We start from the raw sequence: 20,271 nt of genomic DNA on the forward strand, positions 1-20,271 counted from the left end.
GTAACCAAATTAACTTTTAAGGAACGCCTTGTGTCATTGGCTACTTTAGTGATTCGTTTCGCTTATTTTCTTGACACCAGCGTTTCTTACCGACGTTTGAAAGAAGCTGCACGCACACTTTTAGAGTACCCTCATTCCAAAATCAAGTTTTATTTCGATATTTTTATGGTCATTTTAGTCGTCTTAAGCGTTTTATGTTTACTCTATGAAGTCAAGCATCCCGATGAATCCGTCCTTGAATGGATCATTCAAGGATCGCTTTTCATCTTCATTTTAGAGTATCTTTTACGATTTTGGATCTATTCCGATAGCCATGCGATTATTATCGAACACTATGAATACGCACTTAAAAACAATCTCCCTTTTTCCTTAGGACGTGCGCTTGCCAAAGTCGTTCGTAAAAAATTAGATTACGTTTTTTCGCTTTTGGCAATTATCGATCTTTTAGCAATTCTGCCTAGTTACAGACCGCTTCGATTTTTGCGTATCTTTCTTCTGTTCCGTATTTTTAAGCTCTTTCGCTATGCCAGAAGTATGAAAACGTTTGCCGCCATTTTACATGAAAAGAAATTTGAGCTTATGACCTTGGCAATTTTTGCTGGTTTTGTAATTTTTGCGGGCAGTTCGGCAATTTATATCTTTGAAACCAATCAAAATCCGAAAATCAACACGCTTTTTGATGCGATTTATTGGTCTATCGTTACGATGGGAACCGTCGGATACGGAGACATCGTCCCCTTAACGCAAGAAGGTATGGTCGTTGCAATGGTGTTGATTATTCTCGGCATATGCGTGTTGGCATTTTTAACATCCATTATCGTCTCGTCGTTTCAAAACAAACTCGTCGAGCTAAAAGAGAGCCGTCTTTACTACGACATCGAAAAACTTGAACGCTATATTCTCATTTGCGGCTACGGAAGGGTCGGCGAAGTCGTTGCTAAAATGCTCCATGAAGACGGAAACGCCTTGGTGATTATCGATACGGACGCCGCGAAAATCAAACTTGCGCAAGAAAGAGGATTGATCGGTATCGTAGGCGACGCCTCCAAAAGCAAGCTCTTAGGAACACTCGGTATCGACAAACGTGCTACGCATATCATTTGTGCAACCAACAGCGACGAACTGAATATTTTTATCACGTTGAGCGCTCGAAGCTTAAGTCCTCACGCGACGATTATCGCGCGCGTCATTAAAGCGGCGCACAAGAAAAAGTATTTGCTTGCCGGTGCAAATTATGCGTTTAGTGCCGATGAAACGATCGGCCTTCTGGGTGCGCAACTGGTAACCCAACCGGTTTCGTATGCCGCGTTGGAAGGAATACTTAGCGAAAATACGGGTATTGTTTTTGAAAGTATTTTTGTGCATGAATACTCTTTTTTTAACCGCCAAACGGTTACTGCTTTGAGCTTATCCTCTAGGCGTTTGCTCTTATTCGGTATCGTACGTCAAGACGAAAGTACATGTGAAAAACACTTCTTCTTCAACCCTGCGGACGATTTTGTCTTGCAACCGCACGACAGCCTCATCGTCATGGGGCGTAAACACGCTATTAACGCTTTTCGCAAACAAAACGAGAAGAGGAGTCGCGAATGAACGATGCTTTGATTTTACTCTTCGGTTTTAGCCGTACGGCGTTAGAAATTGCGACAAAACTCAAAAAACAAGGCTACGCGTTCAGGCTGGTCGATTACGACCCAGCGGCTCTTGTCAAAGCGCAAAAAGAGGGATTTGATCTGATCGTCTGCGACTACGGCGACGACGATGCGCTCGAATCGCTCGGTATCGCCCAAAACGTCGGTTTCGTCTTTTGCCTTTTTGACGACGACGTACACAACGTCTTTTTAACCCTTTCCGTGCGCGCTATCGATCCAAACGTTCCTATCATTGCGACCACGCACACGAAAGATGCCGTTCATAAGCTCGAAATTGCCGGAGCGACGACCATTCTCGATCCTTACCAAATTACGGGTAAAAAAATTTACAAGCTTATTACGCAACCCGAAGTCATGCAAATCGTCGAAACGACGATTTTTGGAGAAGAAGACGTCAATATGGCGCAACTGACCGTGACCGAGACGTCGCCTCTCAACGGTACGCTTTTGAGTCAATATTCCGCATGGAAAGCATATAACATGTTACTGTTAGGACTCCACGATAAAGAATTAACCAAAGAGTTTATTTTCATTACCGAAGGCCATACGCATAAGCTCGACGCCGGAGATGTTCTTGTCGTTATAGGTTCAATGAGCGAGATCCGTCGTTTTAAGACGGATTTTTGTTTAGAGTAACGGAAGAATCAAAAAAAGCGTTCCCATACATGTCAAAGTTTGCACGGTAATAATCGACGCCATTAAACTGACGTCTCCGCCCATTTCGCGTGCTAAAATATACGCCGACGTTGCTGTAGGCATCGAAGCAAAAATAACGGCGATGCTCAAACTCATACCGCTTAATCCCGTAAATGTTCCTAAAGCGTAGGCAATCAGCGGGAAAACGACCAATTTAGCGCTCGAAGAGACGACCAGAGCTTTTTTAGCATGGCTTAGATGCTTTAACTCCAATCCCACGCCGACCGATAAAAGCCCCATCGGCAACGCCGCATGACTGATAATTGCAATACTTTTAAGCATAAAAGTCGGCAAAGGGTTTCCAAGCACGTTTAACAATCCGCCGATCGCACATGCGACGATCAGAGGATTTTTCACGACCGTCGTCAAAAAACGTTTCATCGAAAACGTTCCCTCGCGCGTATAAATCGCAAAAACACTAATGCACAAGACGTTGATGAACGGAATCGCAAAGGCGATGACGATTGCGCTTAAAACCAAGCCCTGTGCACCGTAAAGCGCATTGACCAGAGCCAAAAGAACATAGGTATTAAAACGAATGCCGCCTTGAACGATAGAGGTAAACGCTCGGTTTTCAAAATGGAAAACGCCCTTAAGCAACATCAAAAGTACCAGAACGAGAAAAATTCCCGACAAACTGATTGCCACCAAATTGACCGTATGGCTCACGTCGATTTTGGCGACGGCGAGTTCGTAAACCAACAACGAAGGCATCAAAACGTAATACGTAAAGCGATCCATCTTCGGCCAAAAATCCGCCGTAGGAAATTTCATATGCTTAAAAAGGTAGCCCGTAAAAATAATCAAAGCAATCGGTAACAACGCGTTGATTAAAAGAGTCGACACTGTTTATCCTTTAAAACGAAATCCTTGCGCTTGCAGTAATACTTTTAATTTTTCGCGGCATTCGCCTTGAAATTCCAATCGATCATCTTTACATGTACCGCCGCTTCCCAACTTTTTTTTCAACTGCGAACACAAAGTGCTCAACGCCTCTTTGCCTAGAAAAAAAGGCTCGACGATACTGACGGGCTTGCCTTGGCGTTTTTCCATATGCATGACTAAAAGGTGCTTGCAAGGCTCTTTAAACTCACATGTAAGCACGGAGGACTTTTCTTCCTCCATTTCCCACGCTTGAATACAATCTAACGACGAGCCGATCGTAAAAGGGGCTTTTTTATCGGCCATACGTCTCTCGAAACGCTTCGTAATTGCCTTTAAAATCGATCATACTCCCATCGGCGTGAAGTTCGATAATTCGGTTGGCAAACGCGTCGATCAGTTCGCGATCGTGCGTGACGCAAATCACGTTGCCGGGGAATTTGAACAATCCTTCGCCCAAAGCGATAATCGCCTCAAGATCGAGGTGGTTGTTCGGCTCGTCTAACACTAAAAAGTTGCCTTTTTCCAACATCATTTTCGAAAGTCCGATACGGTGTTTTTCCCCGCCGCTGAGTTGTCCGACGCCTTTTTTTTGCTCTTCGCCCGAGAACAACATTCGCCCCAAACATTTACGAATCTCGTCCAGATCTTTTTTGTCGTCAAATTGTTGCAACCACTCAAACAACTGCAAATCACCGTTAATCATATCGGTCGTATTTTGAGGGAAATAGCTCGGGATAATCGTCGCGCCCCATTTAATCGTTCCGGCGTCTTTCTCCAATTGCTCCATGATGATGTTGCACAACGTCGTTTTTCCGACGCCGTTATGACCGATTAACGCTATTTTTTCGCCTTTTTCGACTTTAAACGAAACCGAATGCAACACTTTTTGATCACCGTAGCTTTTTTCGATGCCTTCGACTTCCAAGACTTCGTTACCGATGTCGCGCCCCATGCGAAACACGATGCTCGGATCCCTTCGCGAAGAGGTTTGAATATCGGCGATATCGAGCTTTTCAAGACGTTTTTGACGGGAAGTCGCTTGTTTGGCCTTAGACGCGTTGGCGGAGAAACGGCGCACGAACGCTTCGAGCTCCTCTTTTTCTTTGAGCTTTTTATCGCGCTCCATCTCTTGCTGTTTGGCGATCAAATTTGCCGCCATGTACCATTCGTCGTAATTGCCCGTAAATTCGCGAATCTTTTTAAAATCGACATCTAAAATATGCGTCACGACCGCATTTAAAAAGTGCCTATCATGCGAGATCACGACCATCGTACCTTCATGGCGCACCAACTGTTCTTCCAACCACGAAATCGCTTCCAAGTCCAAGTTGTTGGTCGGTTCGTCGAGAAATAAAACGTCCGGTTTGGGATAGAGCACTTGTGCCAGCAAAATCTTAAATTTATCGCCGCCGGTAAGTTCGCTCATTAACATGTCGTGCATATCGACCGAAAAGCCCAAAGAGGCTAAAATCTTTTCGATGTTTACTTCCACTTCATACGTCGGATCTTCTTCGGCACAGATAATCTCCAACTCCGCCAAGCGGTCGTTGACTTTATCGTCGTTAAAATCGCCCGTTGCATACAAATGCTCTTTTTCTTTGATTGCATCGTACAATCTTTTATTGCCGTACATAACCGCATCTTTGAGGGTATACTCTTCAAACGCATACTGGTTTTGGTTTAAAACGCCGACGCGAAGACCGTTTTCAATTGAAATATTACCGCTGGTCGGCTCGATTTGACGCGATAAAATTTTTAAAAACGTCGTTTTACCCGCGCCGTTTGCGCCGATCAATCCGTAGCGTTTGCCTTTGTCCAATTTCAGATTGATATTTTCAAATAAAAGCTGATGCGAAAAGCGCATCGTTAGATTATTAACTTCGACCATACATACTCGCTTTAGTTTTTCGCGGATTATACCATTAAGGTTCTTTTATCTTGATTTATCGCCCAATCGGACTAAAAAATGCTACAATTAATGCACGCAGATTGTGGTAAGGAACGCTTTGTGGCACTTTTCAAAAAAAATATTTGGTTTATTTTTTACAGCTTAACCTTAACCGCCGTTATCTTATTTCTTGTACTCAGCTATTTTAAATGGCAAAACATCTCTTTAAAGTACCAAATTGCGCAGGAAAATACCGTCGAATTGATCGCCAACGCAACCCACTCTTTGTTTGATACGCAAGAGCGTTTAATGGACGTTTTAGGAGCGGCTATCGCCGAAGACGACCGTTACGTACATCACCCTTCCGGTATCGGCAAGTACGCCCGAGCACTCTTAGACAACCCCGACGTTTTGGCATTCGGCGTCACGACGCCCGAGGGCGTTTTTCTCTACGGCAGTTCCGATAGCGATCCCACGCGTATTCCCAAATCTCAAAAATAGACCCGAAAGTTATGCCTCTTTTATGGACGCACTTTCACACAAAGGGATGGTTTTCGGTCGCACCTATTTTACGCCCGAACTTCAAAGATGGGCGATGCCGATTCGTAAAACGATTCGCGACGCCGAGGGAAAGCCTCTGTTTGTGATGACCGCACTTTTGAAACTTACCAGCACGTTCGACCGTCTGATTAGCACGGTGCGCTATCGCCAAAATCTCGTCGTTTCGGTGATTCGCGAGAGTGATTTGTACCTACAATACCGTTCGCAAGAACACGACGAGTACAACCGAACCTATCAAAAGCCTTTTCCTCCCGAGACGATGGAGCGTATTTGGACTACGATTTTCGATACGTACGGGCTCAATCCTAAAACGTTGCAAAACAACGAACTTTTGGTGTCGTTTCGCTATCAAGACGAACATTCTCGTCGCTACCTCTCTTCGTTGAAATACAATGCCCAGTACCAACTTTGGATCGTGGCGCAAACCTCTTTTGACGTTATTGTGGGAGAATTTATGGAAACGCTCGGACTGTATGCAGGCGTTTTCCTTCTTTTCGGTACGGTTTTTTACCTTCTGTTTCTCTTTATTGCACAAGCAGAATCCAAACGCCGTGCGGATTTAACGTACCAAGCAACGCACGATCAACTTACCGACTTACCCAACCGCAACTATTTACAACAAACCGTGAGCTCAAACCGAATCGCAAAAGACGCTCCCCCGTTTACGCTTTTATACGTCGATATGGATCATTTTAAAAATATCAACGATAGCTTCGGTCATCACTACGGCGATAGGCTCTTAGTCGAGATCGCGAACCGTTTAAAAACGCTTCTGCCCTCCGATGCCGAAATTATCCGCTACGGCGGCGACGAATTTATGCTCTTCACGCCATTGTGCGAGAAGCAAGCGGTACTCGATTTCGCGACGCACCTCATCGAGACCCTTTCCAAGCCTTATACGATCGATACGTTACGTTTCACGATCGGTGCTAGCGTCGGTATTGCACTTTACCCTCAACACGGGGAAAATCTTGACATGTTAATGCGTGCGGCGGATATTGCCCTTTACGCTTCCAAAAAACTCAAAAACAGTGCGCATATTTTTGCCGAAACGATGCAAGAAGGCTTTCTACGTAACGTTCACGTCGAACAGGAGTTACGAAAAGCCCTCGACACTCATGAGCTTTTTATGGTCTACCAACCGCAAGTCGACGCGCAAGAGAGGCTTCACGGAGTCGAAGCCTTGGTACGTTGGAACAATGCACACTTAGGCTCCGTTGCTCCCGATCTGTTTATTCCTTTAGCGGAAGCTTCGGGTTTAATGCCGAACATCGGACGATTTATTCTTGAAAGCGTTTGTACGCAAATGCACGACATGCATCAACGCCTCGGATACGATTTTTGCGTCTCGATCAATATTTCGGTACGCCAATTCACCGACCCCTCTTTTTTACGACATCTAATCGAAACGATTGAAAAAACGCACATTAGGTCGCTTTCGTTAACGCTGGAAGTCACGGAAAATCTCTTTATCGAAGATCTTCATTTTTTAGTACCGCTTTTACAAGAGATTAAAACGATGGGCATTCAAATTTCGATGGACGATTTCGGGACGGGGTACTCTTCTTTGAGCATGCTACGCAAACTTCCTATCGATGAGCTCAAAATCGACAAAAGCTTCATCGACGAAATTTTAAAAGACGACGTATCGGCAAGTACGGTACGCAATATCATAGCGATTGCGAAAAATTTCGGGATGCGCGTCGTTGCCGAAGGCGTTGAATCTCAAGCGCAAAAAGAGCTTTTGAGCACTTTGGGATGCGATCTTTTTCAAGGATACTATTTTGCGAAACCGCTTTTGAAAGAGGAGCTGGAACGTTTTCTTCAAGGGAAAAAACCTATCTCGGAACCATAGGCTTCATTTTTTTAAACAAAGTTGTTGTAAAATCTTCTACTTTTTAGCGGCACCGCGTGCGGCTTAAAAACATTATCCTTTTTGGAGCATTCGATTGAAATATTTCAAATACATTCTGTTGTCTATTCTCCTCACCTCGTTGGTGCAAGTTTTCATTTGGACGCGAGGCGGCGACAAAATCGTTACGTCCCCTCAAATCGGCGATAAAATCGAGTCCCTCTCGTACACGCCGTACAAAGGTTTCGATAAAGCACCCAAAAGCAATCAAGAAATCGCCGACGATATGAAAATTATCGAGAGTATCGCGCGTAAAGTTCGTACCTATGCTATCAGCGACGCTAAACGCGTTTTGGAAAACGTCGGCGATACCAAGCTCAAAGTCGACGTGGGTCTTTGGCTCTCCACGGATAAAGGTGCCAACGAAGGCGAAATCGAAACCCTGTTTGAATTAACCAAACTGTATGCACCGCGTATCGCTTCCATCATCGTCGGAAACGAGGTTTTGCTGCGTGCCGATTTAACGTCCGACGAACTCATCGAGTACATCGACCGCGTTTCCAAACGTACGCGGATTCCGGTAACGTCTGCGGAGGTGCAACATGTCTGGCTGACCAACAAAGAACTTGCCAAACATGTCGATTTTATTAACGTGCATATTCTTCCCTACTGGGAAAAAATTCCTATCGAAAAAACGTTGGCTTTCGCCAAGGAAAAATACGACGCCATCGCCGCAATGTATCCTAAAAAACCGATTACGATCGGGGAATTCGGTTGGCCGAGCAGCGGTTACAACAATGAAAAAGCCGAAGCCACGCTTAGCAATCAAATCGCCGCGATTACGGGCTTTTTAGAGATGGCAAAAGCGAACAAATGGAGTTATAATATCGTCGAAGCATTCGATCAGCCGTGGAAAGGCGTTCACGAGGGAAGCGTTGGACCTTACTGGGGACTGTTCGATATTAATAAACAACCGAAATTTCACTTCGTTAAACAAACCGTTTTAAACCCTCTTTGGCGTTACCAAATGGCGGGAGCCGTCTTTTTAGGTATTTTACTGACCTATTTCGGTCTGCGCAACCAGCGCGTCAATTTCGCGCATTCCATGACCTTTGCCGCCGCGGCTCAGGCGATGGGATTTGGTATCGCTATGGCGGCAACCTATCCGTTTGTTTACTATATGAACTTCGGTATGTGGGTCATGTGGGTGATGGGTATTATTTTAATGATTCCTTTGGTCATCATCACGCTGGCAAAGATCAACGAGCTCTTCAAATGTACGCTCGGTATTGCGCCTAAGCGTCTCGTACCGCTTCACCTGAAACTAGAACACGCTCCGTTTGTTTCGATTCACGTGCCCGCATACAAAGAGCAACCGCACGTTCTCATCGAAACGCTGGATGCGCTTTCCAGAATGCAATACACCAATTACGAAGTTTTGGTCGTCATCAACAACACGTCCGAAGAGTTTTACTGGAAACCGATTGAAGAGCATTGCAAAAAACTCGGCGACAAATTCGTCTTTTTAAACATTACCTGTACCGGATTTAAAGCGGGTGCGCTCAACGTTGCCCTCCAACACACGAACGAAAAAGCCGAGATTTTAGCGGTCATCGATGCGGACTACGTCGTAAGCGATCATTGGCTCGTCGATCTCGTACCGCTTTTCGATGATCCTAAAGTCGCGCTCGTTCAAGCACCGCAAGATCACAGAGACGGTAACGAATCCTTGATCAAGCAAGCGATGAATGCCGAGTATGCGGGCTTTTTCGACATCGGTATGGTGGAAAGAAACGAAGAAAACGCCATCGTTGCACACGGAACGATGCTCATGGCGCGCCTCTCGGCGATGCACGAAGTGGGAGATTGGACGACGTATACGATCGTCGAAGACTCCGAATTGGGACTTCGCCTGTTTGAAGCGGGCTACAGCGCACACTACACGAACCGCCGTTACGGCTGGGGACTATTGCCCGATACCGTTGAAGCGTTTCGAACGCAACGCCATCGATGGGCGTACGGTGCGATTCAGATTTTGAAAAAGCATTGGCGTCATTTTATGCCCTCTTCCAAAACCTTAACACCGTACCAAAAATACCACTTCGTCGCAGGTTGGTTTTTCTGGCTCTCCGACGCATTCGGCGCGATGACTGCATTTTTAAATATTTTTTGGGTTCCGTTTATCATTTTCGTCGGCGTTACGATCCCGACCTTGCCGCTGACCTTGCCTATCGTCGTTGCCTTCTTGGTTAACATCTTGCATGCGTTTATTTTGTACCATACCCGCGTCAAAATGGGCATTAAAGAGACGATTCTGAGTGCGATTGCATCGATGAGCCTCCAACTGGTCATCTTTAAAGCGGTTTACGACGGATTCGTAAAAGACGGGCTTCCGTTCAAACGTACCGAAAAAGGCGGCAATACGAAAAAAGTAAATAAAAATCCGATCCGTCACGAGATGATTTTGGCAAGCTTACTAACGATTTCGTTTTTTGCGCTTTACTTTACCAATTTTACGCGCATTACCGAAATTTACGTTTTTGCGTTTACGCTTTTGATTCAAAGTATTCCGTACTACTCGGCGATTATCCTTCGCATCATTGAACTTCAATCGATGAAACCCAAATCCCAAACCGCAGCCTAAGACGCTGCGGTTTTATAACGCAATGCGTAACGCACGCATGTTATACTACCGCTATTTACGTTCTAAAGAGGTTTTATGGTCAATGTCCTTATCTTAGAAGACGATCCGATTATTGCTTTGGATATTAAAAGCATCGTCGACACCTTGCCTAGATTTCACGCTTTTATCGCTTCGGATACGCCAAGTGCTATGAAAATTGCCCATAAATACCGCCTTCACGTCGTTTTAGCCGATATTCAGATCAAAGGCTCAATCGACGGTATCGAAACGGCGCAAATGCTCCAACAATTGTACCATTCACATGTGATTTTTCTGACCTCTTTTAGCGATGAAGCAACGCTTAAAAGAGCTTCTTCCATCAGTATCACGGGCTATATTTTAAAACCGTTTCGCGAAGAAGAGCTGATCGCTTCGTTACGTTTATGCGCGCTTAGGATTCAAGAGACTTCTGCTTTTATCGACATCGGACAAGGCTACGTTTACAGTATCAAACATCAACAGCTCTATTTAAACGACGTACCGGTCATTTTAGCGGCAAAAGAGCAACAACTTTTTTTATTGTTGCTTCACAATCGCGGTAAAATCGTTCCGCTCTCCTACATCGACGAAGTTATCTGGTCCGATAGCGTTATCAGCGATACGGCGCGAAGGCAATTGATGCATCGTTTACGCACGAAACTACCCGAACTTTCGTTTGAAGTCGTCAAATACAGCGGATACAAACTCAACGACTAGCGCCATCGAATCGTATAATGACTCCCGTGTGTCTGCTCGTAGTGCAACGTTCCTTTAAGTTCATCGTGTATTAGCCGTTTGACTAAAGAGATCCCGAACGAATCGCGCTTCTCGCCCCATTCAAACCCTTTTCCGTTATCGTAAATTTCCAAACTGTACGTCTTTTGCGCATAGGTAAGGTGGAGAATGATTTCCCCTTCATGTGCGTCAAAAGCGTATTTGAGCGCATTGGTCACCAGCTCGTTGATAATCAAACCGCAATAAATCGCATGATCGATCGAGAGAACCACCTCGTCCGCTTCGATCACCACGGTAATGTTGCTTTGCGGATACCCTCGTTTAATCTCTTTAATCAGATCGTTGATATACACCGAAGCGGCGAGTTCCGAGATATTTTGATGCGCATGTAAAATCTCATGAATCTTACCGATAGAGCGTACGTTACTCTCTGCCTCGACGAGCTTGGACTTCCCGATAGCATCCAAGCTCGGACGCAACTTGAGTCGATACAAAGAGACGATAAACTGGAGATTGTTTTTAACGCGATGATGCAATTCCCGTATCAAAATACGTTCGGTATCCAACGCCGAAGCAAGGGCTTTGGTACGGTTGAGCCTTTTGGAGAGCACGATGGAAAAGACAAGTCCTTCAAAGACCATGCTTAACTCGTAGAAGTACCAGTACTCGCCGTTATGGGGGATATAAACGCCCATATTGTAAAGTAAAAATAAAAACGTCCCCGTGATATTGACACCCCAACTCACAAGAAAATAGACACTGTTTTCTTCTTTCTTATACACAAGATAAACGGCAATAGCCAAGATGTAGAGCAAAATAAAACACATGTAATACATAATCCACTCAAACATGCCCTCATTGATCACAAGATAAAGCAATGAAAAACCGGCACTTCCTAACAACAGCCATTGAAAACTTCGATATAGTTTAGGGTAGCGTTTTATCCGCATAAAATCTTGAATAAAGACTATAATCGCCACGGAAACGGCAATCGTAAATAAAGGTCCCAAATAAGCATCGATACGCGCCCAAGCAAGCATCTTTTGATACGAAAAAAACGGTTCCATCACGAGAAAAGACATCCCCGTATACGTTAGATTATTGTAAACCACCACGCACAAATAAAACACATAGGTAAGATAAACGCGCTCTTTGGTAAAAAGAAAAATAAAGGTATTGTAAACGATGAGTGTTCCCATGACGGAAAATAAAAGCGTTAAGATAAGCTCTCTCTTGAGTGATTTTTGCCATAAAACCGCCTCACTCTCAGAATGCACATGAAAGTACGTCGCACAACTGTTGCTCAAAACTTTGAGATAAAACGTTCGCTCTTCTAAGGGTTTGAGTTCAACCGAAAAGTAATAATCAAAAATATCGCTAAATACTGTTCGATACAGAATACCGCTTTTGAACACATTACCATTGCTATCATACAGCACGACGCTATCAAGCATCGAGTTATTGACATGTAAGAAACGTTTCACCGTTACGGCGCTTTCATTTTTGAGGTTGAAACGCACCCAAACCGCTTCATCGGCTAAATACCCTTGGCTGATAAAAGATGACATGTAAGGCTGAAAGACCTCTTGCGGCGGCACGTCCGAGACTTCAAAGTTTGCACCTTTTTCAAGGTAGATTTCGGCGTGTTCCAGTAACGAGACGTTATCGCTCTGCCCTATATCGATCGAAGCCGCCGATAAAGAAAGTACCCACAGACACCACACAAAAAGTTTTTGCATCGCTTATCCACGTTTTTTCCAAAAAGTATACCTTTCATACGATAAATTTATCAAAAAATCGTACATAGTAAAAAATATAACGGGACACGTAACGCAGCGATACTACAATATAAGGCGAATATTTTATGACAGAGGGGCAAGTTCTATGAAGAGGGTTTCGTATCGAAAGATAACGGTTTTAATGAGTTTAGTAACACTGAATCTTCTTGCACAAGAAGATAAAAGTATTTTGGTGCGTTCGCAAGAGGCTTTACAAAACGATCAACCGCAAATTGCTTACGAGTTGTTAACACCTGCGTATGCGGACAAATCGCTTTCCAACCAAGGACTTTTTTTACTGGGGATGTCGGCGAAAGAAACGGGCAAATTAAAAGAGAGCGAAGCCTATTTTTCCGAATTGCTCGAGAAAGAACCCAACGCCCTACGCGTTAAGCTTGAGTTAGCCGAAGTGTATTATTTGGAAAAAGACCAAGCAAAAGCAAAACGTCTACTTCAAGACGTCAAATCGGCAAATCCTCCGGCGAAAGTCGGCGAGAATATCGATCGATTCTTAGCGACTATCGACGCTTCGTCTCCTAAAAAATGGAACGCTTACGTCGGCGCAGGCTACATGTACGATACCAACGCCAATCAAGGACCGAGCATCGACTCCGTATTAATGTACGACTTGCCGTTTACCCTCGATCAAAATGCAAAAAATACGCGAGATTGGGCGTTAACGCTTAAAGCGGGAGCGGATTATAGTTATGACATGTCAGATGAATGGTCATGGCAAAACAGCATCGGCGTCAGCACGATCGACTACCGCAAAGTCAATACGTACGACTCGACCAATCTCTCCCTTTCGACGGGGTTTGGGTATAAAGAAGGCGATTGGACGTTTGCTCTGCCTTATGTCGTCAATCGCATCAAGATCGGTCACGACAAAGATTATTACTCCTTTAGCCACGGTATCGTACCGCAAGTCAGTTATGCGCTCTCCCAAGAACTTTTACTTATCTCCAGCCTTGCGCTTCAAAAGAAACACTACTACGATAACAGCGATAGAGACGGTAACGCCATCACATTTTCGCCGTCTTTGCGCTATTTAGTAGATAACCATTCATACGTTACGTTCGGTGGCTATTTAGGACATGAAAACTCGGGCGTCCAAACTTTTGAAAACAACTCTAAAGGCGTCAACGTCGGTTACTTTAATGCCATCAATGCCGAGTGGAGCATTTATATCTCTCCAAGCTATAGTAAAACCGATTACGACGGCATCGAAGCGGCATATGCCACGGGAAGAGTCGATAAACGTTTTGACGCAACCGCCAACCTCAACTACCAAATCCAAGAATGGGCGGCAAACGTAACCCTCTCGTACACCTACACGAAAAACAGTTCCACCATCGACATGTACGACTATAACCGTCAACAAACGATGCTAACGTTGACCAAAAATTTTTAACATTCAAAACTAGGGGCAAACAATGAAAAATACAATGAAAAAAATAGCCATTTCGGTAGCGGCGTGCATAGTGTTAAGCGGGAATGTGTGTGGCGAAAATGCTTTTAATCCTTATGTCGGAACTACCAGTGACGATTTTTCCAAAGGCGGACAATTTAATACAAATACGGCAGAAGGATTAAAAAATTTTAATAGCCATTTACAAAAAAAAGATGCTCTTGTAAAAGACACTTATTCCGTCATGGTTAACCTGCTTAATCATCTTACGGATGCAATGTTAGAAGCAAAAAAAAATGCAATTCAATTAAAAGGTGAGCTCACTGCACAAAACGAAGAACTAACCAAGATCATAAGAAGTGGTCAACCAGGATTGAGTTCTGCGCAACGAGCAGAAAATATTAAAAAATATACTAATCAAATTAATAGCAATAAAACTTTAATTAATAATTTAAATACAACAATCCATAGCATCAGTCCAGCAAATTTGGATTCCAGTAAATCATTAAAAAATGTTTATGCTGAATTAATCAAATACAGAAGCACCGGAGAGAGTGTTCTAAAAAGTTTGACGGCAATTGCAAAAGCAAGCAGTGCAATTGATGATGGCATCAGTATTGGAAGCAGTATGATGGATATTTATACTAGTCTCTCAAAAATGGAAAACATGAATGATAAATTAATTAATGATTTAGGAACATTGTCATTAATTGAGCTAGCATTGAACAATAAAACAGCCGCTATTGGAAAACTAGCAGGTGCTTTTCAATTAGCAGGTGATGCAAGCGCATTAATCTTGGAATTGGGAGATAAATATAATATTGAGTTTTTAATAGAATTAAGAGAAGCGGCAGGTATCGAAACAGGAAGTGGAATATGGGGTATTTCGACAGCATATGCAGCAGAAGATGATCCTGAAAAGAAAATACTCGATTTAATTGATGCTAAAAAAGAAACATCAACATCATTAGAAGCTAAAGCTAAAAAAGTAATGATTGAATATTATAAGAAAAAAGCTCAAGCTGAAAAAGAAGCCGCTATGATGAAAAAACTTCGAGAATGGTATGCCAAGAAAGACAAAGTTGCTTATGATATGCACGAAGTTGAAACACCTGTTGTACTGCTTGCTTCCGCAAAAGAAAGCGACACTATGCCTCTGCCTATAATGGAAGCATGGTCTTCCGATGCCTATTTAAAAGACGCTCTAAGCACCAAAGTGGTAGATAACACTAAAACGATCGAAAAGGCACGAAAACTTGAGCTTGACCGATTGCTTGCCAAGCATGACGTCGATATTTTTCTCTTAGCCGACAATACCGGAAGTATGGGTGGGCTCGTCGGTAGTGCTCAAACCAATGCGCAAGCGATCTTAGACGCCCTACGCGCCGATAGCCGTTTTTCCAAAGTCAATGCGCAGTTCGGTGTCGGGCGTTACCTCGGAGATCCGAGCGAATACGGTGAAACGGCGACCTCATCCTATCAACTTCTCCAACCGATTACCAATAACGATACGGCGGTCACGACGGCGATCAATCAATGGTATGCGTCAGGCGGCGGCGATTGGGAAGAAGGTAACTTTTACGCGATTCAGCAAGTCATTGATTCAGGTGCCCCAACCCCGCGCAATACTTCGCTTGCCAGTGGACAAGTAACCAATTGGAGAACCGGTGCTCAAAAAGTCATCGTCGTTTTCGGAGACGCACCTTCGTGGCAAAACAGTGTCAATGAAAAAGAGCTCAAAGCCTTGGCGATTGCCGCCGGAGCGAAAATAGTGTTCATCGACACTTCGGGAATTAACGTGGGACAAACATCCAACGTCTATGCTTCGACGTCGGGTCAACAAATGCAAGATGCCGCCGTTGAAATTGCCGATGCTACGGGCGGGTCTTATATGCGCTTAACCGACGTATCCAATATTCAAGATGCCGTTTTAAACGCTATTTACGATGCGGTCGCCGATAATAAATGGACGGGCGGTATGGTCTCCAAAATCGACAGTACGGTTTGGCGCGTACGAACCCCTAGTAGCGTCACCGCGTCAAGCGACGCAAGCGGTAAAATCCTAACGTTTACGCTTACCTATCCCAACCAAAGCGATAGCACCTTTAGCATCGATACGGCGAGTGCGGCACACGTCGTAGGAACGGAATATTATCAAGGTTCGATTAGCGACGCAACGTCTATTTTCGGTCAAGATATGAGCGGTGCTTCCGTTTTTCATGCCGACGGCGATCAAGATTTCTTTAGGTATATTTTGCAAAACGGTTCAAGTACCGTTGAAGGCTATTACGGGGAGCGCTTAAGTTCTTCCTCCAAACTTCCTACGACCGGTGTTTCTACCTACGATATTCGCGAACGAGTCGTTTCTCCTTATACAAAAACTTCTTATGCTTCCGATACGATGAAGCTATTTGTCAATTGGGCGACAGGTAAAGTGTATGGGTTTGATACGAACGCATTGATGGATAGTGCCGAAGGAACGACGATTTTTGTCGGCGACATCGATCGAGCCGCTTTGGAAATTTCAGGAAACTATACGTTTAAAACACGTCGGTTGAGCGTATCCGAAAACAGTAATCTACCCAGAGTCATCAAAGATGCTATGCGTGACACGACGACGCTTCAGCTTTATGGAAACGCTTATCCTAACGGTATGGGCGGAACATTCGGGGCGACGTACTACAGTGAAAGCGGTACGCCGTCTTTAAGTTCGATGATGATGAGCGGGTATGTCAATACGAAAACCGTTGCAAAATCTTACACGCCAAGCGACGGTGAAGTTTGGTCGGGACATGCGGTAGGTTTCGTAGCCAACCGTTCAACCGGTGCCGTTGCAATCGACGCTAGTACGACGACGGATGATGTACAAATGACGTTGAAACCTTCAACCGGAGAGGTTAAAGCGTCCATCACGGTTACGGACGGATCGACCAATCGAACGCTTACGACGGATTATACCGACACAAACGTATACGTCAACCAAAATGCGTTCGTTGCGATGAAAGATTCGGGAAGCGTTCCAACCTATGCGGCAACGACCATGAGCGAAAACGATAGCTACAACTATCTTTCATGGGGAACGTGGAGCACCGAACTGTCGGCTTCTCACAAAACGGTCGTAGACGGGTCACGTTGGATTGCGGGAAAATTGACACCGACCACCTCAATGCCATCAAGCGGAACGGCAACCTATAACGGCACGGTACAAGGTATGAGCTATGAAAGCGGCGCATTGAAAACCTTGAACGGTACACATACGATGAATGCAAATTTTGCTAGCGGTACGATTACGGGGACAATGAACGTCAATTACGCCTCAAGCGGCGCGTCTTATGCGACAACCAATTTAAATGCGGTCTCTATCAGCGGAAACGGCTTTGCAGGCGGATTGAACGGTACGGATAATACCGGATCGATCAAAGGAAGCTTTTACGGTCCTGCGGCTAATGAGATCGGCGGTACGTGGGCACTTTCCAAAACGGGCTCGTCTGCCGCGGGTATTTTTGCCGGGAAAAAATAGCCCTAACGCGCCTCTTTCTCTTTACATGTCAAACCCTTGCATTGCGGAAGGAAAAGAATTTCCTTCCGTTCTTTTTAAAGCTTCCGATACCTTTTACCGTCTCAAACCAAAGCCTAAAGATGGTAAAATCATACGGAATGACAGGAGATGAAGGGATGCAATGCAACGAATGAAAGAGGTACTTTATACCTTTAACGCGCTTTGTTTAGGAGCAATTCTTCTAGGCTTCGTCGCGCTTTATTTTGAGCTGATTCCTGCTTACATGTACTATTTTTTATGGCAAAGCACCTTTGTTTTTTTAGGATTGGCATTGGCGTTAAGTGTCTATTTCAATAAAAGCAAACTCTTCGCATTACTCCTCTTCCCGCTTTTTTTCAACCTGATTTTGGCGTTTCCCAATACGTTTTTTACCAAACTGAGCGGAACGGCGTTTTGGCACATCGTTCCTTTGAGTTGTGCTATCGGCTATTTACTCTTGTATGCGCTGCAAGAAAGAGGACTTTTTAGCGCATTCGGCGCGTTGCGTACCACGATTGCGATTGCGATTTTGGGGTTAAGCTATGCCGCTCTCGTGTATTTTTCGCCTGCACTTCAAACCGCACTCAACACGACGCTTTTACCCTCTTTTTTGCATCAACTGACCCAAACCAACGACTTTACGGTGATTATCGTCGTCATTGCGCTGCTTTTTATTTTTCTCGTCTCCTTGCTCTTTAACGCCTACACGCAAAAAGCACCTTTTTGGATGCTTGCCGCATTGTGCGTATCGTTTCTTTTTAGGCAAGAAGCGCACGGCTTTATCCTCTACTCTTTACTGGCTTCGCTCATTGCCATTAGCGCGCTGGTCAGAGACGCTTACACGATGGCGTACATCGATACCCTCACCGGTATTCCCGCACGTAGAGCACTTGAAGAGCGTTTTTTGCATATCGGCTCCAACTATCTACTGGCGATGGTGGATATCGACTTTTTTAAAAAATTTAACGATACCTTCGGACACGACATCGGCGATGAAGTGCTCAAAATGGTCGCCAAAGAACTTTCGCAGGTAAAAAACGGCGGTAGGGCATATCGGTACGGCGGAGAAGAGTTTACGATCGTCTTTAGCGGTAAAAAGCGAGAAGATTGCATCATGGCACTCGAAGAGGTACGGGAGCGCATTTTTAGACGAGGGTTTGTCATTCGCGATCAAAACCGTCCCGAACAAGCACCTAAAAAAACGCCGGCTCCCGCAAAGCCTAAAAAAGAACGTCTCTCCGTGAGTATCGGCGCGGCACAATCTTTCAAAGGTAAAACGCCTCACGAGATTATCAAACTAGCGGACGATGCGCTCTATAAGGCAAAAGAGAGCGGAAGAAATTGTTTGATTTGTGACTAAAGCAAGCGGAGATTTTCCGCTCGCTTTAGAAAGCATTAGTGAAGGTCGCTGTTGAGTTTGATCTCGCGTTTAGAACGTGCGGCTTGAATCATTCCGTTAACGCTGTTTTGACGGAAATGAATCCCGTTAAGTCCTGAGAGGTCTAAGCCTTTAAAGAAAACGATCTCTTCTTTGTCGGCTTTTTTCAAGTGTTTCGCTTTGGGATTGGCTTCGATGATTTTAACGAGCTCTTTCGCGCTAACGCCGACTTTCGTTCCCTCTAAAATCGCAATACCCGCATCAACGATACATGCATCGCCCAAAGGAATGCCCGTTACCGAGTTTGCGCCGAGCAAGGTGTTTTCGCCGATACTGACGGGATTGCCGTTCGTACCGCTTAGAACGCCTAAGATGCTCGCACCGCCGCCCACGTCGCTGCCTTTACCGACGACGACCGAAGAGCTGATGCGTCCCTCGACCATCACCGCACCCGTCGTTCCGGCGTTGAAATTGACGTAACTTGCACCGGGCATAATGGTCGTTCCCGAATGTAAATGCGCTCCCATACGAACTTTACTGGCGTCTAGCACGCGCGTATTGTCCGCAGGAATGACATGTGAGAGGTAACGCGGGAATTTATCGACCGACTCGATCATCGGATAATTACCGTAAAGCTTCATCTCGACTTCATGCATACGAAGCCATTCAAGTTCGATAGGCTGTCCGAATGACCATGCAACGTTTTCGAGTACGCCGAACGCTCCGGTAAGATTTAAAGAGCGTAAAGCGGCTTTACCCGTTGAAAGAGCGTAAAGTTTGAGGTAGACCGATTCGGGACTGAGCGGCTTATCGTCTTCAAAAATAAACACGATACGATACTCTTTTTTCAATTTTTCGGTCTGCGCAATCCAATCGAGCGTTTTAATCACTTGCACGTTTTTATGTGCATCGCCGAATGCTTTATTCAGATAAGGCGTAAACGCGTTCATCGCATTTTTAACAAACTTTTTCTTCACGTCGCAAACGTATTCGCTTCCGCTAAAATCAATCTCGACGCCGCTTTCTTGCAACGCTGCGATCAAGATGGCCGCCGAACCGAAATTTTCGTTCCAGTTTACGACGGGAAACGTGGCTTGTAAAATTTTATGCGGATTGAGTTGTCCGCGATCCACTCGAGCGATACCGAACGCAATCGGTTTTTTATACCCTTCTTGCGCTTCAATCTCGCCGACTAACGCTTTGAAATCGGCTTCGTCAACCGTCATACGTAATGCCAT

The 20,271-nt window shown here is 44.8% G+C and carries 14 protein-coding genes; 9 read left to right on the forward strand and 5 right to left on the reverse strand.

The features are described from left to right. Positions 1 to 30: 30 nt before the first annotated feature. Together OA34_RS07745 and OA34_RS07750 are read left to right on the forward strand one after the other, a co-directional pair. Positions 31 to 1,593: a potassium channel protein gene (locus OA34_RS07745; protein WP_039674096.1), complete on the forward strand. Its 1,563-nt coding sequence runs from the start codon at positions 31 to 33 to the stop codon at positions 1,591 to 1,593. After that, entirely contained in the window at positions 1,590 to 2,288 is a 699-nt protein-coding gene (locus OA34_RS07750) for a potassium channel family protein (RefSeq protein ID WP_039674098.1), read from the forward strand. The genes OA34_RS07745 and OA34_RS07750 overlap by 4 nt, the downstream gene beginning before the upstream one ends. Here the strand turns inward: OA34_RS07750 and OA34_RS07755 are convergent. The 3 genes from OA34_RS07755 to OA34_RS07765 are packed head-to-tail and all read right to left on the reverse strand — an operon-like array spanning position 2,280 to position 5,121. Then, positions 2,280 to 3,194: an AEC family transporter gene (locus OA34_RS07755; protein WP_039674100.1), complete on the reverse strand. Its 915-nt coding sequence runs from the start codon at positions 3,192 to 3,194 to the stop codon at positions 2,280 to 2,282. The two genes, OA34_RS07750 and OA34_RS07755, sit on opposite strands and share 9 nt — an antisense overlap. 3 nt (positions 3,195 to 3,197) lie before the next feature. Then, positions 3,198 to 3,536 carry a translation initiation factor gene (locus tag OA34_RS07760; RefSeq protein ID WP_039674102.1) on the reverse strand — a complete coding sequence of 113 codons (339 nt, stop codon included), beginning with the start codon at positions 3,534 to 3,536 and terminating at the stop codon, positions 3,198 to 3,200. Further along, a complete protein-coding gene (locus OA34_RS07765; RefSeq protein ID WP_039674104.1) occupies positions 3,526 to 5,121 on the reverse strand; it encodes an ABC-F family ATP-binding cassette domain-containing protein in 1,596 nt (531 codons plus the stop codon). The genes OA34_RS07760 and OA34_RS07765 overlap by 11 nt, the downstream gene beginning before the upstream one ends. A 120-nt stretch (positions 5,122 to 5,241) precedes the next feature. Here OA34_RS07765 and OA34_RS13675 point away from each other — a divergent pair, with 120 nt between their 5' ends. The 4 genes from OA34_RS13675 (at position 5,242) to OA34_RS07780 (ending at position 10,913) form a co-directional block, all read left to right on the forward strand. Further along, complete coding sequence (locus OA34_RS13675; protein ID WP_286682918.1) at positions 5,242 to 5,622, forward strand: hypothetical protein; 381 nt, start codon at positions 5,242 to 5,244, stop codon at positions 5,620 to 5,622. Between the two features lie 22 nt (positions 5,623 to 5,644). Then, entirely contained in the window at positions 5,645 to 7,537 is a 1,893-nt protein-coding gene (locus OA34_RS07770) for a putative bifunctional diguanylate cyclase/phosphodiesterase (protein ID WP_286682919.1), read from the forward strand. Between the two features lie 94 nt (positions 7,538 to 7,631). After that, entirely contained in the window at positions 7,632 to 10,178 is a 2,547-nt protein-coding gene (locus OA34_RS07775) for a glycosyltransferase (protein WP_039674106.1), read from the forward strand. Between the two features lie 75 nt (positions 10,179 to 10,253). Further along, on the forward strand, positions 10,254 to 10,913 hold the full coding sequence (locus tag OA34_RS07780) for a response regulator (protein ID WP_039674108.1): 660 nt from the start codon (positions 10,254 to 10,256) through the stop codon (positions 10,911 to 10,913). On the opposite strand, the gene OA34_RS07785 is transcribed toward OA34_RS07780, so the two are convergent. Beyond that, entirely contained in the window at positions 10,910 to 12,670 is a 1,761-nt protein-coding gene (locus tag OA34_RS07785; RefSeq protein ID WP_039674110.1) for a 7TM diverse intracellular signaling domain-containing protein, read from the reverse strand. The genes OA34_RS07780 and OA34_RS07785 overlap by 4 nt on opposite strands. 181 nt (positions 12,671 to 12,851) lie before the next feature. Between OA34_RS07785 and OA34_RS07790 the strand changes: the two genes are divergently transcribed. The 3 genes from OA34_RS07790 (at position 12,852) to OA34_RS07800 (ending at position 19,015) form a co-directional block, all read left to right on the forward strand. Then, the gene (locus OA34_RS07790) at positions 12,852 to 14,120 is read left to right on the forward strand and encodes a surface lipoprotein assembly modifier (protein WP_039674112.1); all 1,269 of its coding nucleotides are present in this window, start codon (positions 12,852 to 12,854) and stop codon (positions 14,118 to 14,120) included. A 565-nt stretch (positions 14,121 to 14,685) separates the two neighbouring features. Continuing rightward, on the forward strand, positions 14,686 to 17,637 hold the full coding sequence (locus OA34_RS07795) for a transferrin-binding protein-like solute binding protein (RefSeq protein WP_286682920.1): 2,952 nt from the start codon (positions 14,686 to 14,688) through the stop codon (positions 17,635 to 17,637). 160 nt (positions 17,638 to 17,797) lie between these two features. Further along, complete coding sequence (locus OA34_RS07800; protein ID WP_039674116.1) at positions 17,798 to 19,015, forward strand: GGDEF domain-containing protein; 1,218 nt, start codon at positions 17,798 to 17,800, stop codon at positions 19,013 to 19,015. 35 nt (positions 19,016 to 19,050) lie between these two features. Here the strand turns inward: OA34_RS07800 and OA34_RS07805 are convergent, their stop codons facing one another. Beyond that, positions 19,051 to 20,271, reverse strand: a complete 1,221-nt coding sequence (locus tag OA34_RS07805) for a tetrahydrodipicolinate N-succinyltransferase N-terminal domain-containing protein (RefSeq protein ID WP_039674117.1) — start codon at positions 20,269 to 20,271, stop codon at positions 19,051 to 19,053.

Origin of the sequence: Sulfurospirillum sp. MES, from assembly GCF_000789415.1 — a bacterium.
Lineage (GTDB): Bacteria > Campylobacterota > Campylobacteria > Campylobacterales > Sulfurospirillaceae > Sulfurospirillum > Sulfurospirillum cavolei.

Excerpts from the sequence above, each read along its gene's own strand:
- OA34_RS07750 (WP_039674098.1), top strand. The coding sequence starts at position 1,590 with ATGAACGATGCTTTGATTTTACTCTTCGGTTTTAGCCGTACGGCGTTA.
- OA34_RS07760 (WP_039674102.1), bottom strand. The coding sequence starts at position 3,536 with ATGGCCGATAAAAAAGCCCCTTTTACGATCGGCTCGTCGTTAGATTGT.
- OA34_RS07765 (WP_039674104.1), bottom strand. The coding sequence starts at position 5,121 with ATGGTCGAAGTTAATAATCTAACGATGCGCTTTTCGCATCAGCTTTTA.
- OA34_RS07770 (WP_286682919.1), top strand. The coding sequence starts at position 5,645 with ATGGACGCACTTTCACACAAAGGGATGGTTTTCGGTCGCACCTATTTT.
- OA34_RS07780 (WP_039674108.1), top strand. The coding sequence starts at position 10,254 with ATGGTCAATGTCCTTATCTTAGAAGACGATCCGATTATTGCTTTGGAT.
- OA34_RS07785 (WP_039674110.1), bottom strand. The coding sequence starts at position 12,670 with ATGCAAAAACTTTTTGTGTGGTGTCTGTGGGTACTTTCTTTATCGGCG.
- OA34_RS07790 (WP_039674112.1), top strand. The coding sequence starts at position 12,852 with ATGAGTTTAGTAACACTGAATCTTCTTGCACAAGAAGATAAAAGTATT.
- OA34_RS07800 (WP_039674116.1), top strand. The coding sequence starts at position 17,798 with ATGCAACGAATGAAAGAGGTACTTTATACCTTTAACGCGCTTTGTTTA.
- OA34_RS07805 (WP_039674117.1), bottom strand. The coding sequence starts at position 20,271 with ATGGCATTACGTATGACGGTTGACGAAGCCGATTTCAAAGCGTTAGTC.